Source organism: Streptomyces griseoruber (assembly GCF_001514205.1).
GTDB lineage: Bacteria > Actinomycetota > Actinomycetes > Streptomycetales > Streptomycetaceae > Streptomyces > Streptomyces griseoruber.
This window is the reverse complement of the sequence record NZ_KQ948768.1, coordinates 130,404-155,151: the sequence shown is the minus strand read 5'-3', so window position 1 is coordinate 155,151 and position 24,748 is coordinate 130,404. Positions and strand designations below refer to the sequence as shown.

The 24,748-nt window shown below is 70.6% G+C and carries 23 protein-coding genes and 1 pseudogene; 8 read left to right on the top strand and 16 right to left on the bottom strand.

The annotated features are described in order from the left end of the window. The first annotated feature begins 264 nt into the window (after positions 1–264). A complete protein-coding gene (locus AQJ64_RS17585) occupies positions 265–819 on the top strand; it encodes an aldehyde dehydrogenase family protein (protein ID WP_240512441.1) in 555 nt (184 codons plus the stop codon). A 246-nt stretch (positions 820–1,065) separates the two neighbouring features. Here AQJ64_RS17585 and AQJ64_RS17580 read toward each other — a convergent pair whose 3' ends face one another. Next, on the bottom strand, positions 1,066–1,662 hold the full coding sequence (locus tag AQJ64_RS17580; protein WP_159060297.1) for a DUF1269 domain-containing protein: 597 nt from the start codon (positions 1,660–1,662) through the stop codon (positions 1,066–1,068). 382 nt (positions 1,663–2,044) lie between these two features. Here AQJ64_RS17580 and AQJ64_RS17575 point away from each other — a divergent pair, with 382 nt between their 5' ends. After that, a complete protein-coding gene (locus AQJ64_RS17575) occupies positions 2,045–2,239 on the top strand; it encodes a hypothetical protein (RefSeq protein WP_055631635.1) in 195 nt (64 codons plus the stop codon). Positions 2,240–2,271: 32 nt separating this feature from the next. Then, positions 2,272–2,970, top strand: coding sequence for an SMI1/KNR4 family protein (locus AQJ64_RS48160; protein ID WP_055631634.1), 699 nt, complete (start codon positions 2,272–2,274; stop codon positions 2,968–2,970). A gap of 100 nt (positions 2,971–3,070) precedes the next feature. Here AQJ64_RS48160 and AQJ64_RS50905 read toward each other — a convergent pair. Further along, positions 3,071–3,169, bottom strand: a pseudogene (locus AQJ64_RS50905) (ArsR family transcriptional regulator); the annotation flags it as partial. Positions 3,170–3,535: 366 nt separating this feature from the next. On the opposite strand from AQJ64_RS50905, the gene AQJ64_RS17565 reads away from it, so the two are divergent. The 4 genes from AQJ64_RS17565 to AQJ64_RS17555 all read left to right on the top strand — a co-directional run bounded on the left by AQJ64_RS17565 (position 3,536) and on the right by AQJ64_RS17555 (position 5,916). Next, a complete protein-coding gene (locus AQJ64_RS17565) occupies positions 3,536–4,306 on the top strand; it encodes a ferritin-like domain-containing protein (protein ID WP_244902664.1) in 771 nt (256 codons plus the stop codon). Positions 4,307–4,344: 38 nt separating this feature from the next. After that, positions 4,345–5,004 (top strand): hypothetical protein, encoded by a 660-nt coding sequence (locus AQJ64_RS50140; RefSeq protein WP_206189650.1) that lies wholly within the window; start codon positions 4,345–4,347, stop codon positions 5,002–5,004. A 159-nt stretch (positions 5,005–5,163) separates the two neighbouring features. Beyond that, on the top strand, positions 5,164–5,382 hold the full coding sequence (locus AQJ64_RS52335) for a DUF4158 domain-containing protein (RefSeq protein WP_079061769.1): 219 nt from the start codon (positions 5,164–5,166) through the stop codon (positions 5,380–5,382). Positions 5,383–5,532: 150 nt separating this feature from the next. Then, positions 5,533–5,916, top strand: a complete 384-nt coding sequence (locus tag AQJ64_RS17555; protein WP_055632845.1) for a hypothetical protein — start codon at positions 5,533–5,535, stop codon at positions 5,914–5,916. A gap of 16 nt (positions 5,917–5,932) precedes the next feature. Here AQJ64_RS17555 and AQJ64_RS17550 read toward each other — a convergent pair whose 3' ends face one another. The 4 genes from AQJ64_RS17550 to AQJ64_RS17535 form a co-directional block, all read right to left on the bottom strand. Further along, positions 5,933–6,661: an SDR family NAD(P)-dependent oxidoreductase gene (locus AQJ64_RS17550; protein WP_055632844.1), complete on the bottom strand. Its 729-nt coding sequence runs from the start codon at positions 6,659–6,661 to the stop codon at positions 5,933–5,935. A 340-nt stretch (positions 6,662–7,001) separates the two neighbouring features. Then, positions 7,002–7,562: a flavin reductase family protein gene (locus tag AQJ64_RS17545; protein ID WP_055632843.1), complete on the bottom strand. Its 561-nt coding sequence runs from the start codon at positions 7,560–7,562 to the stop codon at positions 7,002–7,004. A gap of 94 nt (positions 7,563–7,656) precedes the next feature. Next, positions 7,657–8,880 carry an acyl-CoA dehydrogenase family protein gene (locus tag AQJ64_RS17540; RefSeq protein ID WP_055632842.1) on the bottom strand — a complete coding sequence of 408 codons (1,224 nt, stop codon included), beginning with the start codon at positions 8,878–8,880 and terminating at the stop codon, positions 7,657–7,659. A gap of 203 nt (positions 8,881–9,083) precedes the next feature. After that, positions 9,084–10,241, bottom strand: coding sequence for a PucR family transcriptional regulator (locus AQJ64_RS17535; RefSeq protein WP_055632841.1), 1,158 nt, complete (start codon positions 10,239–10,241; stop codon positions 9,084–9,086). Between the two features lie 383 nt (positions 10,242–10,624). On the opposite strand from AQJ64_RS17535, the gene AQJ64_RS17530 reads away from it, so the two are divergent. After that, positions 10,625–11,212: a helix-turn-helix domain-containing protein gene (locus tag AQJ64_RS17530; RefSeq protein ID WP_059202759.1), complete on the top strand. Its 588-nt coding sequence runs from the start codon at positions 10,625–10,627 to the stop codon at positions 11,210–11,212. A 763-nt stretch (positions 11,213–11,975) separates the two neighbouring features. On the opposite strand, the gene AQJ64_RS17520 is transcribed toward AQJ64_RS17530, so the two are convergent. The 10 genes from AQJ64_RS17520 to AQJ64_RS17475 form a co-directional block, all read right to left on the bottom strand. After that, positions 11,976–13,295: a glycoside hydrolase family 27 protein gene (locus AQJ64_RS17520; RefSeq protein WP_240512544.1), complete on the bottom strand. Its 1,320-nt coding sequence runs from the start codon at positions 13,293–13,295 to the stop codon at positions 11,976–11,978. A 138-nt stretch (positions 13,296–13,433) separates the two neighbouring features. Then, positions 13,434–15,746, bottom strand: a complete 2,313-nt coding sequence (locus tag AQJ64_RS17515) for a beta-L-arabinofuranosidase domain-containing protein (RefSeq protein ID WP_055632838.1) — start codon at positions 15,744–15,746, stop codon at positions 13,434–13,436. Then, positions 15,746–16,678: a glycoside hydrolase family protein gene (locus AQJ64_RS17510; protein WP_240512543.1), complete on the bottom strand. Its 933-nt coding sequence runs from the start codon at positions 16,676–16,678 to the stop codon at positions 15,746–15,748. The genes AQJ64_RS17515 and AQJ64_RS17510 overlap by 1 nt, the downstream gene beginning before the upstream one ends. A 150-nt stretch (positions 16,679–16,828) precedes the next feature. Next, the gene (gene arfA / locus AQJ64_RS17505) at positions 16,829–18,352 is read right to left on the bottom strand and encodes an arabinosylfuranosidase ArfA (RefSeq protein WP_059202758.1); all 1,524 of its coding nucleotides are present in this window, start codon (positions 18,350–18,352) and stop codon (positions 16,829–16,831) included. A gap of 100 nt (positions 18,353–18,452) precedes the next feature. Beyond that, the gene (locus AQJ64_RS17500) at positions 18,453–19,526 is read right to left on the bottom strand and encodes a lactonase family protein (protein WP_055636315.1); all 1,074 of its coding nucleotides are present in this window, start codon (positions 19,524–19,526) and stop codon (positions 18,453–18,455) included. Positions 19,527–19,588: 62 nt separating this feature from the next. Then, positions 19,589–20,548 carry a sugar kinase gene (locus AQJ64_RS17495; protein ID WP_079061744.1) on the bottom strand — a complete coding sequence of 320 codons (960 nt, stop codon included), beginning with the start codon at positions 20,546–20,548 and terminating at the stop codon, positions 19,589–19,591. Beyond that, complete coding sequence (locus AQJ64_RS17490; RefSeq protein ID WP_055636316.1) at positions 20,545–21,216, bottom strand: bifunctional 4-hydroxy-2-oxoglutarate aldolase/2-dehydro-3-deoxy-phosphogluconate aldolase; 672 nt, start codon at positions 21,214–21,216, stop codon at positions 20,545–20,547. Before AQJ64_RS17490 ends, AQJ64_RS17495 begins: the two co-directional genes overlap by 4 nt. An 86-nt stretch (positions 21,217–21,302) precedes the next feature. Further along, the gene (locus AQJ64_RS17485) at positions 21,303–22,124 is read right to left on the bottom strand and encodes a carbohydrate ABC transporter permease (protein ID WP_055636317.1); all 822 of its coding nucleotides are present in this window, start codon (positions 22,122–22,124) and stop codon (positions 21,303–21,305) included. Next, entirely contained in the window at positions 22,121–23,152 is a 1,032-nt protein-coding gene (locus AQJ64_RS17480; RefSeq protein ID WP_055636318.1) for a carbohydrate ABC transporter permease, read from the bottom strand. Before AQJ64_RS17480 ends, AQJ64_RS17485 begins: the two co-directional genes overlap by 4 nt. Further along, positions 23,149–24,492: an extracellular solute-binding protein gene (locus tag AQJ64_RS17475; protein ID WP_055636319.1), complete on the bottom strand. Its 1,344-nt coding sequence runs from the start codon at positions 24,490–24,492 to the stop codon at positions 23,149–23,151. Before AQJ64_RS17475 ends, AQJ64_RS17480 begins: the two co-directional genes overlap by 4 nt. Positions 24,493–24,748 lie beyond the last annotated feature (256 nt).

The following is a 24,748-nucleotide window of genomic DNA, read 5'->3' as shown; positions in this document are numbered from 1 at the left end:
ACAACGAGCCGAGTGGCGGGGCTTGTTGCAACGACAGGTGCACGGCAACACCGCGATCTCCACGTGCCTCGAGGAGATGCACAGCGTCTTCGACGAGCACCTCCAGCCGTCCGGTCCAGGAGGCGGTGACCCCGGTCCGGGCGGAGACGACGGTGGCCAGGCGCCAGGCGCACCTGTGCGAGGCCAAGCGCATGCCGCCGGCCTGGCGCCTGGGAAGGGCCGACCGCATGACGATCGCCGCCGCTGTGGAGGTGAGGCAACACCATGTCAGCCACTGAGACCGAGGCACCCATGTCCGGCGCGGTCCGGACCAGCGACCTCCTCATCGCGGGCGAGCACGTCGCGGCCAAGGACGGCCGCTACTACGCGACGACCGAGGCCCTGACCGGCGAACCGATCGCACGGGTTGCCGCAGCCTCCGCCGACGACGTGAACCTCGCGGTGGACGCGGCGGCGGCCGCCCTCGCGGAGTGGTCGAGCCCGCCGCCGGCTGTACGGCGGGCGGTGCTGGAGCGCGCGGCTGTCCTGCTCGGCGAGCGCACCGGTGACATCGTCGCCACGATGAGCCGCGAGATGGGTGCCACCCTGCCCTGGTGCGGCTTCAACGTGCATGTCGCGAAGGGCATGCTCGTCGAGGCGGCGGCCCAGGCCTACGCGGCCGTCGGCGAGGTCATCGCGTCGGACGTGCCCGGCCTCACCGCCCTCGGCGTGCGTCAGCCGGTCGGCGTCGTCGTCGGCATCGCACCGTGGAACGCGCCGCTGATCCTCGGCGTGCGCGCCGTGGTGTGGCCGCTGTATGGGGCAACACCGTGGTGCTGAAGTCCTCCGGGCAGACGCCGCTCACCCAGGCCGCCACCGTCAGCCCGGCGAGCGCCTCGCCCTCGATACGGAGCCGGCGTATACGGGGGGAAGAGAGTCTCCGACGGCCATGGCGACAGTGAGGCCGACGGGTTCCGGCATATCGACTGTTCCGGAACCGGGCGTTGGCGGCGGCGGGGGCGGTCCGGATGGGCCCGCCCCCGCCATGCGGGGCAGGGGGGTGTCACCCCGCGCTCGTGGAGACCGCTAACCGGCGATCTTCTGCTTCAACTGCGCGACCCCGTCCTTGATCTTCTGCTCGGTCTCGGTGCGCTTGCGGTCGCGCCGCTCCTTCGTCTCCTCTTTGCGGATGGCGTCGGCGGCTTCCTCCATGGCCTTGAGTTCGGCGCGTACCGAGTCGGACGGGCGACGCTCCAGGACGGCGTCGTAGCGCATGGCCAGCAGGTCCAGTGGCTGGGGATCCGACTCGCGGACCTCGGCCAGGATGGCGGTGCCGCCGGGCGGCATGTGCTGGGTGAAGAGGGTGACGGTGCCGGTGGCCTCCTCGGCCCGCTTGTAGTCGTAGCCGCTGCCGATCACCGCTCCGATGCCCCAGCCCGTCAGTACGCCGAGGGGGCCGCCGAGGATGCCGACCAGCGAACCGACCAGCCCGCCGACGGCGGTGTGGCGTCCGGCTGCGGTCTCCAGGCCCTCGGGGACACGGACCGTGCCGTCCTCCAGGCGCTCGATCAAGACGGCGCCGCGGACCTCGACGGTGGCCGAGTGGAGGTGCCTGAGGTCGCTGAGGGCCTGGTAGGCGGTGGCGCGGTCGGCGAAGCGAAGGGCGACTGCGTTCTCGTTCATGGACATGTGCTGCCTCCTTGGGACTCTTGCGCTGCATCTGTGAGACGGTATGTATCGAAATGGAGTTGTGAGTCAAGTTGTCTCAGAGATCTGTGGGTCAACTTGTCTCGCAGTCGGAGGTGAGGAAGGCGCCGCGTGTCCCGGACCGGCGTCGATCCCCGCCTTCGTCGCTCTCGCGGCGACGGGGAACGCGTACCTGTCGACGTCGATCGTGGTGTACGTCTGCGGGGGCACGGAAGGCCCGCGGGCCACTGCCGGCGATGGTCACGCAGAGGCTCGGAACCGGGGGGACCCTCGAATGCGTCCGCCGGTCGTTCTCGACCCGGTCGACAGCGACCGATCGGGAACCCTTCCCCGGTCCGCGCGAGTTCGCGGGAGCCGGGTGGAGGTCGGAGCGGTCGGCCGCGCCGCGTTGTCCACCGATCCGGAAGGAAGGCCGATCCGTCACTGGCACAGTTCGGTACTCGCCGCACACACGCCCGGTTTCTCCGCCGCGGTCGACGAAGGCACCGACGAACGCGAACGGTACGAGGCCGCCGAGGAACGGCAGCGCAACCGGGGCAACTTCAACGGGTGAGAACGCCGTTCCCCTGTCTTACAGTTCGGTTCATGGGGGAGACGATGTGGAGTGGGGTCCGCGAGCGGGTGGAGGCGCTGGCCCAGGTGGACGAGGCACAGCAGGTTTTCGGGGCCTGGGACCTGGCCGGGGGATCGGGTCATCACTTCCGGTTCGCGGATCCGCTGTCGGAGCCGGAGGTCGCCGAGGCGGAGGCGCAGTGGGGTGTCTCGTTGCCGGCGGAGTACCGGGGTTTCCTTCTCGAGGTCGGGGCCGGCGGTGCGGGGCCGGGCTACGGGCTCAGCATCCTGCGCCGGACGGACGCGGGATGGCTGTGGAGCAATGTGGACCGCTGCCTGCGCCACGACTACCTGCGGCTTCCGTTCCCGACGGGGGAGGAACGATGGCGCGTTCTGGCCGAGCACGATGACAGGCAGCCGCTTCTGTCCGGCTTCGACGACGAAGAGGCGTACTTCGCGGCATACAGCGCCTGGATGACAGCGGGTGACGAACTCTCCGACTGGGTCACGTGCGGTGCGTTGAAGCTCAGTCACGAGGGCTGCGGTTACTGCGACTGGCTCGTCCTGACCGGCCCGGAGAGTGGCCGTATGTGGGCGGACGACCGCCCGGGGGGCGGTGAGTTCCGCCCCCTCGGCGAGCCACCGACGCCGGTCGGATTCGCACGCTGGTACCTCCACTGGGTGGAGGGTGCCGAGGCCGCCGCGCGCCGTCCGCGCCGTCGTCCGCGATAGGAGAAGCGGTGCTGGGGAGCTGTGGTTGAACTCGTGTGCACTGTAGGTGAGTTCGGCCTCTCCGGGACCCCGCCGCCACTCCCGGTCACAAGGCAGTGCGATGGAACCGGGCCGTCCGGCGCACCGAACGCCACCCGCGCTCTCGCGCGTTGCCGCGTTCGGAGTCCGGCTCGACGAAACCGGCCGCGCCGAGCTGCCGGCTCTCGGTCCGGTGGGCCGGGCCGTCGCCTCTCGCACATGAACGCGGATGCGGGAGTCCCGCGACAGGCCGGGGCGACCGCGTTCCCGCGGGTCGCGATGGGCCGAATGTCCTCTCGAAACCGGAGTGCGGGCGGGGAGCGGGCGGGGAGCGGGCGACCCGACCCGCCGGAGGCGCACCGGGGAGCGGGCAGGGGCGCCGGTGGCCCCCGCGCTGCCGGTCCCGCAGGTAGGACGACCACCGGGATCTCCGCCCGCCACCTCGGGTGACGGGTTCGGGACGGGAACTGCGCCAGCCCCCGCCGCGTCCCCACGACCGAGGAGACCCCGCCCCGTCCAGGCGGGGCGGGGGATGGGAGAGAGCGGCATGAGTGCATCGGGATTCGCCGAATGGGCCCGTCACTTCGAGACCGAACGGGACCGCCGCGCAGCCCGGCCCGACCCACTCTGGGAGTCGGGTGCCTCACTGCCCCCGGCGGTGCGGGCGAGCGTCCAGCGATTCCAGGCCGGGGAGGACGGCGACAGCTCGGCCCTGTTCGCCAAGGCGGACGCGGCGGGCGATCCGGACTACTCGGCAGCGCTGCGGTTGTTCGTCGCCGAGGAGAAGAACCACGCGAGGCTCCTCGCTCTGCTGCTCAAGGCGGGCGGGGCGACGACGCAGGCCGGGCACTGGAGCGACACGGCATTCGCGCGACTGCGTCGCGTGCCGGGGCTACGGACGGAGCTGCTGCTCCTGATGGTCGCGGAGGTGGTGGCCCTGCGCTACTACCGGGCGCTGCGTGACGGCACCGACGATCCGCTGACGTCGGAGGTCGCCGGCCGCATCCTGGCAGACGAGGAGCGGCACGTCCCGTTCCACTGCGCGCGGCTGCGCGCGTCGGTCGCGGAGCTGCCGCGCGCAGCCCGGCGGCCGCTGCTGGCGGGCTGGCGGGTGATGCTCCTCGGCGCGGTTCTGGTCGTAGCCGCCGACCACGGGCGGGCACTGCGCAGGCTCGGGGTCGGGCGAGGACGTTTCGTGGCGGACGTGCTGAGGTCGGGCGGTCCGGTGGTCGCGGCGATCCTCGGGACCGCCGGCTTCGAACGAGTCCTCTGGCCCCGGAGGAACGCTTCCGGCCCTCGCGATGTGTGCCCGTGGTGAGCAGACAGCGCACCAAGGGGGAGAAGGGGGAGTGGGACGTGAGACCGGTGCTCGCAGATCGCCGCAGAACCGCCGTTGGCCCAGGGGTGGCAGGCCGGTTCCAGGACATCGTCTGGCCCGCGTCCTTCCCGGACGCGCCCCGGGCCCGGGTCCATGCGCATGCGCTGGCCGCACTGGTGGTCGTCACCTCGGTGTGTGCGGCGTTCAAAGGCTTCTACTGGTCTGACGACCCCCAGGTCAGCCAGTACCGCGAGGGCCTGGGCGGGCTGGCGCGGGCGATGGTGGCGCCGTTTGGGTGGATGGCGGTGCCGCTCCTGCTGATGTGCGCCGTGCTGGCGGGCGCCCTGCGGTCCTGGCCCAGGTGGCCGTACCGGGTGCTGGCCGCCGTAGCCTGGACGATGTCGGCGCTCGCGATCTTCTGGGTGATGCTGGAAACCTCGCTGACGAACGACGCCGACTACTGCACGGGGAATGCACCCGTGGATCCGGTCTCGTGGAATGCGGTGGCCCTGTGCCTCGTGGCGGCGCCGGCCGCCGGATCGCTGGCCGGGTGGATCGCTTGGGTGATCTCGCGTCGCCGGGCGCGGCCCGTAACGCTGTACGCAGTATGGCTCGCCACGGTTGCCGCCACCGTTGTGCTGACCCTGGCCGTGCCGCTCCACGCGGCTCAGACCTGCGGTCCGTGGGGGATCGGCTGAGGACGGGGTGTCGCCGAGGCCAGAAGCCGCCAGTTGTTGACCTTGGAACCCGGACGGCTCGCTCCATGGTGTCGCCCGCGAGGGTGCTGACGCGGTTCGCGTACTCGCGCCGGACCTTGCGCTGGGCAGTCGAACTCAAGCTCCGATGGTGTCGGAGTCCTGACGTCGAGCGGCTCCGGCCGCGAGGACGCCTACGACTGCCGGGATCTCAAGGGCGACGCGTGGTGGAAGCCGGCCCGCTGGCTGTGGGACCGCGGCTGGTCGGGCAACGAGCGCCCCATCGCCCTGATCGACCTCGCCACCCTGCACCTGGCCGAGAACAAGGTGCTGGTGCCCGGCGCCACCGTCCTCGAACGGCATGGTCACCTCCATCCGTGAGCACACCAACCGCAAGACCTGGCGGACTCTGGCTGTCAAGACCACCGCCTGTCAAGACCACCGCCTGGCAGCGCGCCGCCCTGGCCGCGCAGCTGCCGGTCGAGGACAGCCGCCGTACCTCCAAGTGGGACCGGCTGCGCCGCTCCCCGCGTGACATCACCGGCCCCGGCGCGGGCAAGGCCATCGACAGGTTCCATCGAGCTCAACAAACTCGGCGCGAGCGCCTGGGACCTGTCCGCCATTCCCGCCGACCGCCTGCACGCGCTGTCGCGCTACGCCTCCTCGGTGCGTGCCAAGGCGGTCGCCGACCTCGCCGAGCCGCGGCGGATGGCCACCCTGGTGGCGTTCGCCGCCGCGATGCGCACCCGCTCCGCGGACGAGGCGATCGAGGTCTTCGCCATGCTGATGTCCGACCTGGCCCGCGCCCCCGCGCACCTGGCCGCCGAGCAGCGTATGCGCACCGTGGGCGACCTGGACTCCGCCGCCCTGATGCTGCGCGAGGCATGGATCACCCTCAGCGGCGCTGCCGGGTGAACCCGGGGGCACCGGCCTACGGGGTCAACTCCACCGGGTGGGCCTGCTCGACGCGGTCACGCCGGGTGTACATGTCCCAGTAGTGCCCAGCGAGTTCGTCCGGGTGGACGACCGGGAACTCCACGCCGGTGTCCGGCATCTCGAACTCATCCGTGGTGGCTGCCTCGGCCGACTCGCTGCCGGTGATCAGGGCGGCGATGGTGAGCGTGCCGGCGTAGATGCCCGTACCGGCGAGTTCGCCGTTGAGTGAGTACACGTAGTTGCGGGCGGCGGACATCACCGGACCCGGGCCGCTGAGGTGAGGCACGCCCTGCACGGCCGAGTAGCCGGTGGTCATCAGGAGGGCGCCGTCGCCGCGTTCGGTCATCTCCGGCAGTACGGCGCGGAACACCTCCACCGGGGTCAGGAGGAGCACCCGGGAGATCCTTTCCAGAGTGGCCGCGTCCAGCCGGGTGGCCGGGGTGAAGGCCTGGTCGGCGCCGATCGGCCCGTACTCGACGACATCGATCCGGCCGAAGTGGTCGCGGATGGCGTCCACCAGGGCGGGAACCCGCGCGGGGTCGGACAGATCGGCCGGGAAGGCGGCGGCCTCGACGCCCTCGTCGGCGAGCCGTGCCACGAGGGCGTCGAGCCGCTCCTTGCGGCGGGCCACCAGGGCGACGCGGAAGCCTTCCCGGCCGAAGCGGCGGGCGACGGACAGGCCCAGGCCGGTACCGGCACCGAAAACGGCGATCACCTTGGACATGTAAGTTCCTTAGGAAGGTTGGGCGGTCCGGGAGGACCGGGTGTGGTGGATGGAGTGTGTGCCCTCGGTGTTTGTGGAGAATGGCCGCCCGGTACTCCGGGATGCTTCCCCTCGCGCCAATGGCTTGCCGGCCCGAGCCTTCACGGACGCGGCCCACGAGGCCTGGCGCCGGGGTGACGGCCTGACCCTCGACGGCCTGCGCATCGAAGCCCGCCCGGTCGCTCCCGGGCCGCCCCGCTGCAGGTGCACGAGGTGATGCGCAGCCTCACCGGCACGCCGTGAACCGCCGAGGCGGGACCGAGTGGGTCCGTCGGATCTGGCACGGGAACCGCAGCCCGGGTCACGCCAGCTTCGAGCGTTCGTCGAGCCGGTGCCAGGTCCGGGAGTGGTAGACGAGCGGAGCCGACGCGGGCTCGGCGGCGCCCTCGGGTACGGCCGCCGACACCGCGTGGACGACGAAGATCGAGGCCTCTCCCGCCTCGATACGGGAGACCACCTTCCCCCGCACCCACGCCGGGGCCGCTGTGAAGACCGGTTCGCCCGTGGCCAGCCGCGTCCAGGCACTCGTATCGGCGAAGCGGTCGACGCCGCTGGTGGCCCCCAGCCGCGCGAGCCAGAGCTGGTCGCTGCCCACCATGTGGATGACGACGCTGTCGGCTTGCCGCAGGACCGAGCTGCTGGAGGCCTTCGAGGAGACGGAGAAGACGATCAGCGGCGGTTCGGCGCTGACGGAGGCCAGCGAGCTGACCGTGATCGCGACCGGTCGCCCGCCCAGGTCGGCGGTGACGACGGCGACGCCGGAGGGGTGCATCCGGAACGCCGACCTGAAGGTCTCGGCCGGCAGTGACTCCGCCCGTTCCGCCGCGGTCAGGTGGATCGGGGGGTGAGCGGGCGAAGGCATGGCGCATGTCGTCATGGCGGAAGTTCCTTTCGACGTGTCGGGTCGCGCCGTGGAGGCCCGAGGGCCGGGCCACGAGGGCCCGGCCGTGACGACCTCACAGCGAACCGATCTCCGCGGTGTCGCGACCGACGAGGCTCTGGCCGTAGATCTCCCGGTTCAGCAGGGGGTTGTTCAGGCCGTGACCGCTGGCGACGGTCAGGTCACGCCAGACGCGCTGCAGCGGGTTGGACTGGGCGAAGCTGCTCGTGCCGACGATGTCGAGCATGAGCGTGACGGCGTGGCGGAAGTTGCGCGTCGCGATCTCGGAGTCGCCGCGGATCCGCGCCCGGGCCGCCGTGTCGAGCACCCGGCCCTCGCGGGCGGCGTCGTCCATCTCGTCGGCGGACCGGAGCAGGTGCATCCTGCCCGCGTCGATCGCGACCCGCGCGTCGGCAAGGGCGAGGCGGTAGCTGGGGGCGTCCCGACGGTCCGAGTAGGTCCAGTAGCTGATGGGGCGGCCCTTGCCGAGGTTCTCCGTCGTGAAGTCCCAGGCGGCCTCCGCCATGCCCAGCAGCGGACCGCACAGGCCGAGACACGCGAGACTGTTCAGTGACGCCCGGTAGCTGCTCTCGTCCTCGTGCCAGATCGGGAAGACAGCCGTGCCCATGAACGTCTCGAGGTCCAGGGTGCACCGGTCCTCGACGAAGAGGTCCTCGGCCACGAGGGTGTTGCTGCCGGTCCCCGCCATGCCGACGACGTACCACGTGTCCTCGATCCGCATGTCGGCCAGCGGCATCAGCGCCCAGCGCACCTCAGCGGGCTGCCCCTCCGTGTCGAGGACCAGGAACGCGTTCAGCGTCCACTGGGCCTGGTAGCAACCCGAGGCGAAACCCCACTTGCCGTTGATGCGGTAACCACCGTCGACCTTCTCGGCGGTCCCGTTGGGTGCGAACTGGCTGATCGCGACACTGCGGGGGTCCGGGCCGTACACGAGTTCGCGCACGTCGTCGGGGAAGAGGCCCATGCCGAACGCGGTCGTGTTGGCGATGAAGGCGACCCAGCCCGCGGACGAGTCCCCCCGAGAGAGCTCGGCCGACAGCTCGATGAGGGTCCGGACGTCTCCGCCGGCCCCGCCCGACCGACGGGGCGCCGTGGCCTGGAACAACCCGGACTCGCGCAGGGCCCGCTCCGTCTTCTCGGCCAGACGGCGGTTGCGCTCGGACTCGTCGGCGTGCTCACGCAGGAGCGGCCGCAGGCCGCGAGCGGTCTGCAGGAGACGTTCGCGAACCTCGCCCTGTCCCTGCGGTCCCGACGTCGTGACGTCATCGAGAGTCGTCATGAGGCCTCCTTGCCTCGGCGGCTCACCTGCCGAAGCGGTGGCCGGTGCTGTCGTCCTGCTGTTGATTGAAGTCCGGGCGTGACGCAGGCCCCTATGCCTGACCGGCCAAGGTTTCGACGCCGGTTGGACCCAGGGTCCAAAACGGTGGCGCGGCGAAGAGTCAGACGATCATGGCGGCGTGCGGGATGTGTGACGTATGCCCGTCAGTGACCGGTGTCGTCGAGATCGGGGAACAGCTCCGCGAGGCGGAGTGCCGCGTGCAGCTCGAGCTGGGAGTCCCTGACGGAGCGGCCCAGGAGTTCCTCGGCCCGCTTGACCCGGTAGATGACCGTGTTCTTCGCGACCTGCAGCTCTCTGGCGGCCTCCTGCGGACTGCCGTGGCAGTCGAGGTAGGCCCGCACCGTCCGGCGGAGAACCCGTGTGGAACCCGCGCTCGATCCCAGTGCGCCGAGCTCGTCCCGCACGAAGCGAGCGGCCTTGTCGGGGTCCGCGATCAGCACCGAGAGCAACCGGACCTCGTCGTACCGGACGACACTCGCGTCCGCCGTCGAGGGCATGCCCAAAGCCCCCACCCGCGCCGCGTCGAGGGCCTCCTCGTGGGCGCGCCGGAACCCCTGGACGCCTCGGTGAGGTGACGCCATGCCCACCATCACGTCGGACCCGGCGGGCAGCAACGGCTTCTCACGCGGTGGCCGCGCCCGGAACGCTCCCCACGCCCATGCCTCGGTCCGGTCCACCGGCACCACCAGGTGAGCGTCCGCGCCGAGGCCGCGCAGGAGGGACCGGGCCACCTGGTGCAAATGATCCCCGGTGTGGCTCGGCGAGGTCGCGGGATGCAGCACCAGACCGATGTGGTACGCGTTCGCCAGCGGGTAGGCCAGCTGTCGGGACATCGCGTCGACGGAACCCTCTCCCGCCAGCAGCGCCAGAACCGTCTCGTACCTGGCAGCCGCGGTGCTCCTCAGGAACCGCTCGTTCTCGGCGGCGTACGACTCGGCGGTCATGGTGGCGAATGTGTCGGCGAACTCGAAGAGCACATGAGACACGTGCTCAAGTGACGCCGCGAGATCGGGGAGCGGTACCAGGGAGCGGCAGCCGCCCATGAAGTGATCGGCCAACTGCGAGTGGATCCTGCGCTGATGGGTGAGAAGGGGGTCCAGAGGAACCCGGCGGTGGACCAGGTCCACGATCTGCGCCTCCGCCTCGGGCGGGAGCTGGGCCGGTGGGTGTCCGTCGGCCTCGATGGCGAGGAGCGTCGAGATGACGATCGCCTCGATGGCGGAGCGCAGGACCTGCGGGCCTTTCAGACCGACGCGGGTCAGATCCGGGAATGCGTTGCCCTGGACGATGTCGGCCGCCACCCCGACCGCCCACGCGACCGGAAGGTCACCGACCTGGTCGGTCGCACGGCGTACTGTTTCGCGCGTGCAGGTGGCCTCTCCAGGGTCTGCGGCCGGGCGCAACCGCCTCACCCATACCCCGACGTGCTCGCCCAACCCCGCCTCCCGTCCCGGCCGTCCTGCGACGATACTGTGCCCGTCCACGTAACTCGGCCTGACGGCTCTCAGATGAACAAGAAGATTGGACCATCTCGACCGCCCGCGCGCAGCATCCAGCACAGCCTGGTCAGGGGGCGGGAAACACCGATGGCGAGGCTCGCGCAGTCAGACAGAGGGCGTCACGCCTGGGCGAGGGCCGTTCCGCGTTCACGCCAGCCGGCCAGCCCTCGCTGGCCGGCTCCACCATGGGTACGCTCGAGGTGTCGGTCGCCCTGCCACGGGCCCTGTACGAGGAAGCGGTGGGTCCGATCCCCGCGAAACCGCGGGTGATCGGCGCCGACGGCGTGCTCGGCCCGTACGTCGCCGCTCTGGGCCGCCTGCTGGAGAAGGCCACCCGTTCCCAATCGTCGCCGAAACCTGACGAGCTCGCCGTCCTCGAACTCCTCGGCGCCTTGTCCTCCGGCGGGGATTCCCGGTCCACCGGCCGCAGCCACTACGAAGCGGCCTGCGGCGTCATCGAACGCCACCTGGCCGACCCTGCGCTTGGGGCCGGATACATTGCGGCGCGGATCGGGATCAGCGAGCGCCGGCTCTCCCGCGTCTTCGCGGCCCGGGAGACCGGCGTGCCGCAGTACATCCTCGGGCTGCGGCTCGAGCGGGCCCGTCGCCTGATCACCTCCCCGGAGGGCGCGACCCTCACGGTGGCCGAGGTGGCTCATCGGTGCGGATTCGCCTCCCCGTCCCACTTCTCCCAGAAGTTCGCCAGGGGTTTCGGCGTCCCCCCGGCGGAACTCCGGCGGCAGTCCCGCAGCGCGTCGTCCATGAGTGGGTGACCGCGGCGGCGGCCTGGCGCATGCGCGGATCCGCCGTCTCCTCCTCTTTCCGCCGTCTTCGGCGTGATTCCTTGGCCGTGGCGGCCGGCTGCGACGAGGGTGGTCGGTACCGGATTCGTGACCAGGGCACGGCACGTCGACCAACACCGACGGTCCGTCATGCCAGGTCCCTTGCGCGGGATCGGGTCTTTCCACATCGTGACCGGCCTCCGCGGCCGTCGGGACGAAGAAGTGAGTGGAGATCGTGCGTTTCCATCGAAGCATTCCTGGGCCGCCCGCCGAAGACCACCCAGGAGCGCCTGAACTCACTGCTCACCCGGGAGTGGGGCACCCGGCTCATCCGCTCCTGGTCCGAAGGCTGGATGGAACTGCCCGAGCGAGTCGGCGACGCCCTCGGCGAAGCCGCCCTGGGCGCGGCTCCCAGCCAGGTGGTCGTCCCCGACTCCACCAGCGTCTGCCTCTACAAGCTGCTCCGAGGCGCTCTCGCCCTGCGCCCCGGGCGCGACGAGATCGTCACCGACCGCCACACTTCCCCACCGACAGCTACATCGTCCAGGGCATCCCAGCGGATGGTGTTCGCGGCCGGGGAGTCGCCCGCCGCCGTGGCCGCGGAGGCCGAGGCACTCGGCGGTTCCAAGGTGATGCTGATCGCGTCGGACCGCGAGAGGGAACTGGCCGATCCGATCGCCAAGGAGATCCCGGTCGTACTGCGTCACGAGGAGGTCGTGATGCACGGACCGGTCGCGGTCGCGGCACGAGCCCCCTACCTCACGTCCTGGCCGAGACGGAGGAGTACCGCGCCATGGGCGGGCAGGTCGGTGACCAGGCTGCGACCGTCGTGCGGAGTGTCGGTGCGGGTCCACAGCTCGCGGACCTGGTCATGGGGACGGGCGCCGAGGGAGCCGAGCGGGACAGTGACGCGCCGAGGGGCGTCGGCGAGGGAGAACACGGCGGCGTAGCGGGTGCGTCCGTCGGTGTCCTGGGCGGTCCACAGGATGAGGTCCTTCTCGCGGAGAACCTCACGGTTGTCGGTGCTGTGCCACAGGAGGGTGAGAGCTTCGTCGTTGGTGAGCAGTTCGATCGTCTCCGGCGGGCTGGTGGGCAGGTCGCCGCCCATCATCAGCGGGGAGCGGGAGATCAGCCACAGCGTGAGCAGGCTGATCTGCTCGGGGCGGGTGAGGGAGCAGAGGCGGTCGTCACCCCTCTCGGCCCGGATGCCGATGCGGCCGAGGGGCAGCATGTCGGCGTCCGCCCAGCCGACCGCGGCGGAGCCGCCCGTCGCAGCGGCGCCCTGCCACGGAGCCCACCGGGCCATGCGGGCGAACTGGGCCTCCACGTCCTCCCACCGGTCCCACAGGTCGTCGCAGACGCGCCACATGGTGGCGTTCTCCCGCAAGTGGTCGAGGTGGGCGACAGACACGTCGGTGCCGGGGGACAGGCTGAGCTCGATGGGCCGGCCGCTGCGGGCGATGGCCCGGGCGTAGGCGGCGATCTCCCGCTCGTGGTACGGGAAGAGCATGTCGTCGGCCTTGATGAAGTCGACGCCCCACATGGCGAATTGGGCGACCTGTGTGTCGTAGTAGGCCTGGGCACCCGGGTGGTCGTGGTTGAGGCCGTAGTTGTCGGAGTTCCAGGGGCAGACGGAGTCGGTGTCGGCGATCTCGTCGGCTGTGAAGTCGGTGCCCATTACGGGCAGTCGGGCTGCCACGGCACGGCGCGGGATGCCGCGCATGATGTGCAGGCCGAAACGCAGGCCGAGCTGGTGCACGCGGTCGGCCAGCGGCGCGAATCCCGCGCCGTCCGCTGCCGAGGGGAACCGGTTCACGGCGGGCAGTTGGCGGCCGTGGCCGTCGAGGACCAGCGGGGCGTCCGGGTTGTAACCGTGGGCGCGGGCTGTGGGCTCGTACCACTGGATGTCGACGACGACGGTGTCCCAGCCGTGGGCCAGCAGGTGCTCGTGCATGAACATCGCGTTGGCGAGGACCTCGTCCTCGGTGACGGTCGTGCCGTAGCAGTCCCAGCTGTTCCAGCCCATCGGCGGACGCAGGTGCCGGTCGGGGATCGGACGGGGGTATCGGGTCATGATGGATCGTTTCCTGTGCGGGTGTGGAGGACGGTGAAGGAGTGGATCGAAACGGCTGGTGCCGTCCCGGGCGGGCGGCGAGGGTGGTGCGCGTGCGGCCGGCGTGCCTTCGGCCCGGCCTTCTGGGTCGTAGTCACGTCAGCGCACCAGGCGCACTTCGCGCAGCCGGATGGTGGCGGTTGCCGCGCCGGCCGCTTCGAACCGCACCTTGACGGGTCCGGCGGGACGGTCCGTGTCGAGGGGGAACACCTGGGAGATTTCCCTGCCCTCGCGATCCGGCGAGGGCGCGATCGTGCCCAGCGCCTGTCCGTCGACCAGCACGTGGGTCGGCCCGGCGCTTGCGTCCGAGAGGTGGGTCACCTGCAGGCCGGTGGCGGCACCGTCCCGGTCTGTCAGGCGGTAGGACCACCATCCGGCCGCGGCCCGCCACCTCAGCCCGTCGGTGAGGCCCGACCATGTGTCGTGCCCCTCGAACCAGTGGTCGCTTTCGGGCTGTTGCTCGCCGGCGGAGACGGAGTCGACGGTTCGGTCGTGCAGCGAGAGTGCCGCCTCGTCGGCCGCGCGAAGCTCCTCCCGCCGCTCCTGGAGCCGCTCCGGTTCCGCCAGTGGGAAGTAGAGGACGTAGCGGGATTCGTGGATGCCGGCGAACGGGACGAGGACGACAGGCCGACCCGGTCGCGCGTCCACGTGATCCAGGGCGAACGCCAACCGGTCCGGGGCGAGCCGACGCACGTTGGCCGGCGCATCGGAGGTGCTCCGGGTGAGCACGACGGGCAGGTTTTCCAGAGGACGCAAGGGGCCCCTGGCGACATGCCCCATCCTGGAGTCGTCGGCGAAGAGGCCGACCAGGTCGTTCCGGTCGCCTTCGGCCGCGAGGACACTGGGACCGTAGCGGAACGACACCCACGGCGAGCCGTCGGGGAGCAGCTCGGCGCTGATGCGTGGGCGAAGGCACATGGTGACCGTGTCCCCTTCGCGCCACTGCCGCTCCAGACGCACGTATGTCAGGGGCTGTCCGCCTGTCCCGTGGCGCGTCGTGAGCGGGGCCGGTCCCTCCTCGGGCGGCGCGCCGTTGAAGCGGACCTGCGGTGTCCCCTCGTGCCAGCCGGGCACGCGGATGTGGATCGCCACAGGGGTGGCGGGAGCGTCGCGCACGACGAGTCGCACCTCGTCGTCGTAGGGGGCCGTACCGGTCTGTTCCAGCACCAGGTCGTGTTCGGGCCGGCTGAGCCGGGAGGCGATGAAGAGATTGACGAACAGGTCGTCGCCCTCGGTCGTGTACACCAGCTCGGCGTACTTCGCGTGGTTCTCCAGCCCGGTGCCGACGCAGCACCAGAAGCAGTTCTGGGGCGTCGACACCACGCGGTAGTGGTCCGGCCGGACCGGGGTGAAGTACACCAGCCCGCCCTTCGGGTGCAGGGACGAGAGGATGTGGTTGACCGTCGCACGCTCGTAGTGGTCGAGCACCTCGGCGTCCGGCTGTTCGAGGAACAGTGCGCGGCTCAACTTGAGCATGTTGTAGGTGTTGCAGGTCTCGGGGCCTTCCGGCGACTGGAGCGCGGCGCTGAAGTCGTCGCGGGGGTGCAGGTGCTCGCGTACGGAGTTGCCGCCGAAGGAGAGCGTCCGGTGCCGGGTCATGGTCTGCCAGAAGAACCGGGCGGCGTCCCGCAGGCCGGGGTCGCGGGCAACCTCGCCGAGCCTTTGGTAACCGACGACCTTCGCGATCTGTGTGTTGGCGTGCATGCCGTCGAGGACGTCGCGGTGTTCGCGCAGCGGGCGGAGCAGGGACTGGTCGAGGAACCGCCGGGCCAGGGCGGCGTACCGGTCCGTGCCGGTGACGTCGGCGAGGTCTGCCAGAACCTCGCACATCCCCCCGAACTCCGTGCGGAGCATGGCTTCGTGGGGGTCGTCGTCCATCCCCGCCGCGGCCTGGTCCCACCAGTCGGCCAGGCGTCGGACGGCGGTCAGCGCCAGGTCCGAACCGGCGTGCCGGTGGGCGTCGAGCAGTCCTGCGAAGAGCTTGTGCAGGTTGTACCACGGGACCCAGGCACCACCGAGCTCGAACGAGTCCCGCTCCACCTGCCCCGCGGCCACCCGCTGCCACAGTCGTACGCCGTCGGGGATGCCTCCGACGTAGCCGGTGCCCAGGGCGTCCTGGCACTCGACGATGCCCTTGACCAGACGTTCGACCATGGCTCTCGGCCGGGGATCGTCCGTCGCCGCGCACATGAGCGCGGCGCCCGACAACGCGTGCCCGACGGTGTGGCCGTCGAGGCCGGAGCTCTCCCAGTTGCCGTAGGACTCGGCGATCGGTGGCAGGCCGGCCTCGCGCCGCAGGGGCGCGAGGAGCCGGTCGGTGTCGAGGGACAGCAGGTAGTCGAGGGCGGTGGCCTGCGCGTCCAGGAACGGGCCGGGAAGAAGGCGTACCGCGCTGCGGGGCAGTGGCTGCATCAGTGCTCGTCTCCTCCGTTCGAAGGCCCTTCGAGCGGGAGGATGGGGGCCTCGAGGACCTCGTCGCGGTCGCACACGAGGGTGTCTCCGCTCACCCGCAGACGGGCGGCGTGGACCGAACTCCGGCGGTCCTCGTGGCTGGTGTGGGGTCCGGGGTGGTCGTCGGGTCGCTTGGGGTGCGAGAAATAGAAGATGAACGCGCCGAGTTCGCTGGTGACGACATCGGCGTGGTAGCCGTACCCCCCGTCGTCCGGGCCCTGCCCGGGACGGTCGAGGACGAGTCCTCGCGGTTCCCAGGTCTCCAGGTCCGTCGAGTGGAGGACCCGCTGGCCGTGCCACTCGTCGATGATCATCCAGTAACTGCCGTCCAGCTCGAAGACGTTCGGGCCCTCGTGCTTCGAGATCTCGACGACGGGCCCCCGGACGGTCCAGTGGGCCAGGTCGTCGCTGTCCGCCGCGTAGGTGTGCGCGTTGTCGGCCTCGTCCTTGTACCACATGCGGTAGCCGCCCGTGGGGAGCCGCAGGACGCAGGCGTCGATCACTCTGTCGGACGAGAGCGACAACGTGGAACGGTAGGTCCACGAGAAGAGGTCGTGGCTCGTGTAGTGGCGGATCACGCGCGCGTGGCCCGGCCACTGGGTCGGAACACCGCGGATCACGCTGACGTACATGTGGTACTCGGTTCCGTCGTCGACGATCTCGGGGGCCCAGTAGGTGTGTCGGCCGGGCTCGATGTTCAGCCCTTCGGCGATTCCCCGGTACAGCCAGGTGGCTCCGCCGTCCGCGGAGGACGCGATCCCGATGTCGGTGCCGTGGATCCAGCTCGCGTCGTCCATCGGCGGGGCGTCGGCGCGCCGGCTCGTGTAGAACATCCACCACTCGCCGGCGTGCCGGTTCCAGATGACAGTGGGGTCGGTCGCGCCGTCGTGCATGGGGTCTCGGAACAGGGGTCGGGCAACGGTTGTCATCGGTTCTTCCCGGGCGTGAGTGTGAGGGTGCCGTGTGAAAGCCCATGGGCCGGTGTCCGCGATGTGGACGGGGGCGGTGGCAACGTCCCATGGGCAGTCGGTATGCCGCAGTGGTCAGTCCTGCCGGCCGGTCAGCCGGATCATGTTCCAGGAGAGCGGTTCGAGTTCGGCGTGCAGGACGCCGTCGGTGACGGTGGTGCCGGTGGCGGGGTGCGGGGTGACCCGGTCGGGCCGGTCCGCGGTGTTGACGGCCTCCGGGTCGCCGTCGGCCAGGACCAGGTGCTCCACCAGGGTGTGGGCGCCGACGCCGCGCAGGTCGATGTTCAGCGGCAGGGCCTCCGTCTGGCTGCGGTTGACCGCGAAGACGGTGACGTCGCCGGTCTCGTCGTCGATGACGGCGGTGGCGTGCAGCAGCGGCACCTCGCCGAACTTCGCCGTGGTGTACGTCGGGCTGTCCACGTCGACGCGCAGCACCCGGCCGCGCCCGTACGTCGAGGCCTGGGCGAAGGGGAAGAACGTGGTCTGCCGCCAGGCCGGGCCGTCCGGCTCGGTCATGATCGGCGCGATGACGTTGACGAGCTGGGCCAGGGAGGCGGCGGTCACCCGGTCGGCGTGCCGCAGCAGCGCGATGAGCATCGAGCCGAACACCACGGCGTCGGTGACGGTGTAGACGTCCTCCAGCAGGCGCGGGGCCTGCTGCCAGTCCTCCACGGCGTGCGGGTTGGTCCGCTTCTGGTACCAGACGTTCCACTCGTCGAAGGAGAGGTTGATGCGCTTGGTCGCCTTCAGCCGGGCGCGGACGTGGTCGCAGGTGGCGACCACCGACTCGATGTAGTGCTCCATGTCGACGGCGGACGCCAGGAAGGAGTCTCGGTCGCCGTCGGTCTCCTCGTAGTAGGCGTGCAGGGAGACGTGCTCGACGTTGTCGTAGGTGGCCTCCAGGACGGTGGCCTCCCAGGCGGCGAACGTCTTGATGCCGGTGCCCGAGCTGCCGCAGGCCACCAGCTCCAGATCGGGGTCGATCATCTTCATGGCGCGGGCGGTCTCGGCGGCGAGCCGCCCGTACTCCTCGGCCGTCTTGTGGCCGATCTGCCAGGTTCCGTCCATCTCGTTGCCGAGGCACCACATCTTGATGCCGTAGGGCTCCTTGGCTCCGTGGTCGGCGCGGCGGTCGGACAGTTCGGTGCCGCCCGGGTGGTTGCTGTACTCCAGCAGTCGCAGGGCGTCCTCGACCCCGCGGGTGCCGAGGTTGACGGCCATCATGGGCTCCATGCCGGTCTTCGTGCAGAAGTCCATGAATTCGCCGAGGCCGAACTCGTTGGTCTCTGTGGTCTTCCAGGCGAGGTCCAGCCGGACCGGGCGCTCCTCGCGCGGTCCCACGCTGTCCTCCCAGCGGTAGCCGGAGACGAAGTTGCCGCCCGGGTAGCGCACGGTGGTGACGCCCAGTTCCCGGACCAGGTCCAGGACGTCCTGGCGCAGGCCGTCGGCGTCGGCCTGCGGGTGGCCGGGTTCGTAGATGCCGGTGTAGACGCAGCGGCCCAGGTGTTCGACGAACGATCCGTACAGCCGGGGGTTTACGGCGCCGATGCCGAACGCCGAGTCGAGGGTGAAGCGTGCGGGGGTGGTGCGGTGGGACATGACTGCCTTTCGTTGGCTGTTTCAGGCCGGTGTTCTGCGGACGAGGTCGGTCAGGGGGCGGGAGGGGGGTGGGGGCGGAAAAGGGACCGAAGCGGCCGGGTCAGAGGACTAGCGCGCAGACCACCGACGGAACGGGCAGCGCAGGCCCCGCCTGCCGCAGCGCCCCCTCGCCCAGGACACGCAGCGCGACGAGCGTCCCGCTGTGCTGGTTGGCGACCAGCAGATGACCGTCCGCGTAGGTCAGGCCGCGCGGCCAGGTACCGCCGGCGGACGTCTCGCCGATCGGTTCCAGTGCCGTGCCGGTGACATGGAACGCGGCCACCGTGTCCGCGCCCCGATTGGTCACCCACACGAAACGGCCGCACGGAGAGGCGACGATGCCGCCCGGCTGGTTGGTTGCGTCCTGGACGGCCGTGGCGGGCACCGAGGAGACGCCCGTAAGGGTGCCTGTACCGGCGTCGTACCAGTGGCAGGTGACTGTCGAGGACAGTTCGTCCGCGCTGAACACCAGCCCACCACCGGGAGCGAAGGCGAGGTGGCGAGGACCGGAGCCGGGGCGCAGCCGGTTCACCGCGACCCGCTCCAGGGTGCCGCCCGGGGTGTCGAGCCGGTAGGTGAAGACCGCGTCCGCGCCCAGGTCGGTGGCGAGCACGAAACGGCCCGCCGGGTCGACGAGCACCTGGTGGGCGTGGCTGCCCTCCTGCCGTCCGGCGACCGGGCCCGACCCTTCGTGAACGGCGACGTCGGTCAGTTCCACGAGGCGTCCGTCCGCGTCGAGGCGGTGCGCGGCCACGCTGCCGGGCGACGTGTCGCTGCCGTAGTTCGCGGTCAGCAGCCAGCCCCCTCCCGGGTGGACGGTGAGGTGGCACGGGTTGGCGCCGCCGCTGCTCAACGGGGCGCCCAACGGGGACAGCCGGCCGTCACGGTGCCGGACCAGGGCGCTGACGGTGCCCGGATCGGACTCGTTCGTGCTGTAGACGACGTCGAGCGAGGGATGGGCCGCCAGGAAGGACGCCCCGTTGACGGGCACGGGCGGCACTCCGGTGTCGTGCGCCAGGCGGCCGGTGCCCGGGGCGAGTCCCAGGGCGGCGATCCCGGCGCCGTTTCCGCCGGAGTCGGGTGTGTAGGAGCCGGTGAGGACAGTGACCTCATCGGTGGAGGAATGTGTGGGCATGGGTGTGTTCCCCGAAGTTCCTTGAGCAGGCGGGCGCTTGAGCGGATGCGGTGCTGGTGTGCTCAGCGGACGATGTCGTCGTAGTGCTCCAGCAGCCCCAGTTCGGAGCGCCGGGGCAGGCCCTCCCAGTCTCCGGTGGTGCTCACCGCGAAGGCGCCGAGCAGAGCTGCCGTGCGCAGCCGCCGCTCCGGGGGCTCACCGGCGAGCAGTTCGGCGAGATACCCGGCGGCGAACGCGTCTCCCGCTCCCACCGAGTCGAGCACGGTGACAGGCACGGCGGGCTGCCGGTACGACCGTCCGTCGAGGACGGCGTACGCGCCCTCGGCGCCGAGCTTGATCACGGCCCCGGCGGGGCCGAGGTCGCATATGGCCTTGGCGAGCTCCTCCGGCCCCTCGGCGTCGGGAGCCATGAGCCTGCCTTCGTGCGGTCCCGCGAAGACCAGGTCGCTTCTGCGCAGCAGGGGCAGCAGCGTGTGCCTGGCCTCGGCCTCGTTCCACAGCAGGGAGCGGTAGTTGATGTCCAGGGAGACCGGTACTCCGGAGGCGACGGCGATGTCCACCGCCCGGGTGACGGCACGGGACGGCCCCTCGCCCAGCGCCGGGGTGATGCCCGTGATGTGCAGAGCTGCCGCTCCGGCGACGAGGGCCTGCGGGATGTCCTCCGGAGAGAGCCGGGAACCGGCCGTGTTGGTGCGGTAGTAGCGGGTGCGGCTGTGGGTGGTCGTACGGCGTTCCCGCAGCAGCAAGGAGGTGGGGGCGGGATCGCGTGCGGCGACGGTGGTGACGCCTTCCGCGCGCAGCTCGCGAAGGATGAGGTCGCCGAGTGCGTCGTCGCTGACGCGGCCGATCCAGGTGGCGGACCCGCCGAGCCGGCTGACGCCCACGGCGACGTTCGACTCGGCTCCGGCGAGTCCGAGACGCAGGTCGGAGCCGAGAGCCAGCGGGCCGGTGTCCGACGCGGCCAGGGCCGCGAGGACCTCGCCGACGGTCACCAAGTAGCGTTGCTGGGAAGGGTCGTTCACGGTCCCACCTCCTGGTGGCCGGACGTGTCCCGGATCGCGTCGAGCAGTGTGCGGGTCCTCGCCGTGAGGGCCTCCAGGGTCTTCGTCGCCGGGTTCAGGTCCGCTCCGCGCAGCAGCGGGGAGCCGATGCCGACGGCGAGGGCGCCCGCGTCGAGGTAGTCGCGCGCCTGGTCGACGCCGACTCCGCCGACGGCGACGAGCGGGATGTCCGGCAGCGGGGCCCGAAGCTGCCGCAGGTGGGCGGGGCCGCCGGTGCCCGCGGGGAAGAGCTTGACGGCGGCGGCGCCCGCGCGCCAGGCGGTGGACACCTCGGTGGGAGTCCAGGCGCCCGGGTAGAAGGGGACGCTCCTTTCGGTCGAGCAGCGGATCACGTCGGTGTCCACGGTGGGGGCGACCAGGAACTCTGCCCCGGCCGCGAGCGCATCCCGGGCCTGCCCGGTGGTGATCACCGTGCCGGCGCCGACCGACACCCCGGGCCCGAGCTCGTCGCGGATGGCGGCCAGCGCGTCGAGGGCGCCCCGTGTGGTGAGGGTGACCTCCAGGCAGGTGATGCCGCCGTCCGCGAGGGCCCGGGCCACGGTGGGCAGTCCCGTTGCGTCGGCCGATCGGAGGATGGCCATGACCCGGGTCCGGCCCAGCTGCGGGGTGAGTGGGGGACGCCCGGTCACGACCTGACCGCCACGGACGACGTGCCGAAGCGCTGGGTGGTGGTCATGCGAAGTTCCTTTGCAGCGTGGTGCGTTGGTAAACAGCGTTACTTGAGTCCGGAGGTGGAGACTCCGGCGACGAAGCCGCGCTGCAGGATGAGGAAGAGCACCAGGACGGGCACGACGTACACCAGGGTGCCCGCCGCGACGAGGTTGTTGAGCTGACCGCCGTGCGCGTTCCGGTAGCCGCTGGCGAGCTGGACGGCGAGGGTGGTGCGGTCGGTGTCCAGGAGCAGCGCGGGCGCGATCCAGTCACCCCAGGTCCAGGAGAACGACAGGATCAGGCTGGTGGCGATGACCGGCCATGACTGGGGCAGGAAGATCCGCCAGAAGATGCGGATCTGCCCGCAGCCGTCGACGATCGCCGCCTCCTCCAGTTCCTTCGGCATGTTGCTGAAGAACTGCCGGAACAGGAAGATCAGATACGGGGCGCCGCACAGGCCCCACAGCACCCAGGGCATATACGTGTTGAGGAGGCCGGCCTTGGCGAACATCAGGTAGGTCGGGATAAGGGTGAAGATCTGCGGCAGCATCATCGTCGCCATCAGCACGCCGAAGATCACTCGTTTCCCCGGTGCTTCGAGCCGGGCGAAGCCGTAACCGGCCCAGGCCGAGGCGAGGGTCGCGAGGACCGAGTAGATGGTGGCGATCGTCAGGGAGTTGCGGGCGTAGCCGAAGTAGTCCCAGGCGTTCAGCGCCTTCAGGAAGTTGCCCGGGCTCGGATGGTGCGGCCACCAGTGGATGGGAACGGCGCTCAGCTCCGACGAGTCCTTGAACGCGGTGATCACGAGCCAGCCGAACGGGCTGAGCATGAGGACGAGGACGCTCACCAGGAGCATGTAGACGACACTGCGCCGGGAGAGTGTCATCGGGCGCCTCCGATGGTACGGGTCCTGGTTCTCGCGCGCTCCGGCTCCACGGAGTAGAAGACCGCGCCCTTGCTGAGTCTGAAGATGACGAGGGTCACGCCGACGATGATCAGGAAGAGCACCCACAGCAGGGCGGAGGCGTAGCCGTAACGGCCGCCGACGAGGTACTGGTCGAGGACCTGGATCATGAAGAGGGAGTTGCTCTCAGGGATCGATCCGATGCCCTTCGGGGTGGGGTCGAGCGAGATGAGCAGCGGTGCGAGGGTCTGCAGCGAGGCGATGATCCCGGTGACGACCTGGAAGAAGAGGACGGGGGAGAGCAGCGGCAGGGTGATCCGGGTGAAGGACTGCCAGGGACTGGCGCCGTCGACCCGGGCAGCCTCGCCGAGTTCCTTGGGGATGTCCTGCAGTCCCGCCAGCGAGATGATCATGACGTTGCCCACGCCCCACATGGTCAGGACGATCAGTACCCAGCGGGCGTAGGGGTCCGCCAGCCACGCGAGGCCGTTGATGTTGAAGAGGTCCAGAAGGCCGTTGGCCGCCCCGGAGTCCCGGTCGAAGATCATCCTGAAGGTCAGGGCGGCACCGACCGGCGGCACCACGGCGGGCAGGTACAGCAGCGTGCGGAACAGGCCGCGGCCCCGGATCGGCTGGTTCACCAGCACGGCCAGGAACAGTCCCGCCACGATCGTCAGCGGCACGGTCGTCGCGGTGAACACTCCCGTGCGGGCCAGGGAGGCCAGCGTCTCCGAGTCGGAGAACACCTCCTTGTAGTTGTCCAGCCCCACGAAGCGGGAGTTCTGCGACAGCCCGTCGGAGTTGGTGAAGCTCAGCCACAGGGCGTACCCGAGGGGAAAGGCCGTCAGTGCCGCGAACCCCAGCACCCAGGGACCGGCGAAGACGTAGAAGGACCAGGCCCGGCGCCTCGCCAGCGAGCGCCGCCGGCGCGGCGGCCGGGTGGCCGCCGCCCCGGCCGGGCTCTGCGCAGCAGGCCCGGCAGCGGATTCGGTGAGCTGTCCAGTGCTCACCCGAGCACGTCCTTGCCCGTGGCGAGCAGGTCGTTCATCTGCTTGTTCAGCTCGTCCGCGACCTTGCCCGCGGAGGTACCGGACTTGACCGCGCCCGGCACGACCTTGCTGATCACCCCGTCCAGGGACGTCAACTGGGCGTACGGGGTGAACGGCAGGACGGAGAAGTGGGCCAGTTCTTCCTCCTGCACCTTGAAGGCCTGCTTCTGGTAGGGCTTGCCCTGCGGCATCTTCGGGCGCAGCGACTTCAGGGTGGGAATGCCCCAGCCGGCGGCGGCCCTGCCCTGGGCGGGCTCCTCGCCGAAGTACCACTCGAAGAACTTCCAGGCCGCGTCCTTGTTCTTGGCCTCCGTGGGAATCCAGAAGCCGGTGGCGCTGAAGCAGGTGCTGACCCGGCTGTTGCCCATCTGGGGTGCGGGGGCCAGGCGCGAGACCTCGGCGACCTTGGGGTCGCCGCCGATGGCCCCGCCGAACCAGTAGCCGTCGCCGGCCATCGCCATCCGGCCCGCCTGGTAGGTCGGCCAGTCCCAGCCGTCCGGGTTCGGGTTGACGACGCTCGGGCCGATGTCGGCCTTCGTGTAGTCCAGGTACCACTGCAGCGCCTTGAGCGCCTCGGGGGAGGAGAAGTCCACCGAGGTCAGGTCCTCGGTGAACAGGCTGCCGCCGGCCGACGCGGTCATGGCCATCAGCGGGGAGAAGGAGCCGAGTCCCGTGATGTTCATGCCGTATACCTTCACCTTGCCCAGCCGGCGCTTGACCAGGCGCTTGCCGAGGTCCAGCCACTCCTCGCTGGAGAGCGGCTCGGTGTCGCTGGGCAGGTCCAGCTTCGCGGCCTCGAACAGGTCGGTGCGGTACCAGAACATCTGGTCCTGCGAGTAGTCCTTGGCCATGCCGTAGCGGGGGCCCGCGCCCTGCTTGCTGCCGTCGTAACGCCACAGGTCGTTGACCGGGTCGAGGTCGGCGGGCTTGAGCACCGTGCTCTTGGCGAAGTACGGGTCCAGGTCGGTCATCAGCTTGCGCGCCGCGAAGTACGGGGCTTCCGTGGCTCCGAACCCGCGCACCACGTCCGGCGGGGTCTTGGCGGCCAGCATGGCGTTCAGCTTCGTGGGGTCCTTCTGGAGGAACCTGATCTCCATGCCCAGCGCCTGCTGGGCGGCCTTGATGTCGATGTCGTCCTTTTCGCACATGACCGTGAGCGTCGTTTTGGCGCCCTTCGAGCTGCCGCCGGAGCCGTCGTCGACGGAAGCGGCACAGCCGGACAACGCGGCCGCGCCGAGCGCGGCACCGGAGAGAGTGAGGAAACGACGTCTGTCGAGGGACTCTGTGGTCGGGACGGACATAGCTGGACAGCCTTTCGTGCGGAACGTATGGGGAAGGCGGAGTTGCCGCAGGGAGGAGCGGCGAGGAAAGAGGCACGAGGTAGGGGAGTGGGGGACGGCTCGGGCGGGAGGCACCGTGCTCTCTCGGCCCTGGTTCGGGATGTCCCGGACCGGGCGCACACGGCTGTCCGGCACGTGTGTCGCCACCTCTTGGTCCGAACGCGACGGCGACGGTGGTCGCCTGCGCGGTGACACTCCCGGGCGCCTGGTAGCGCAC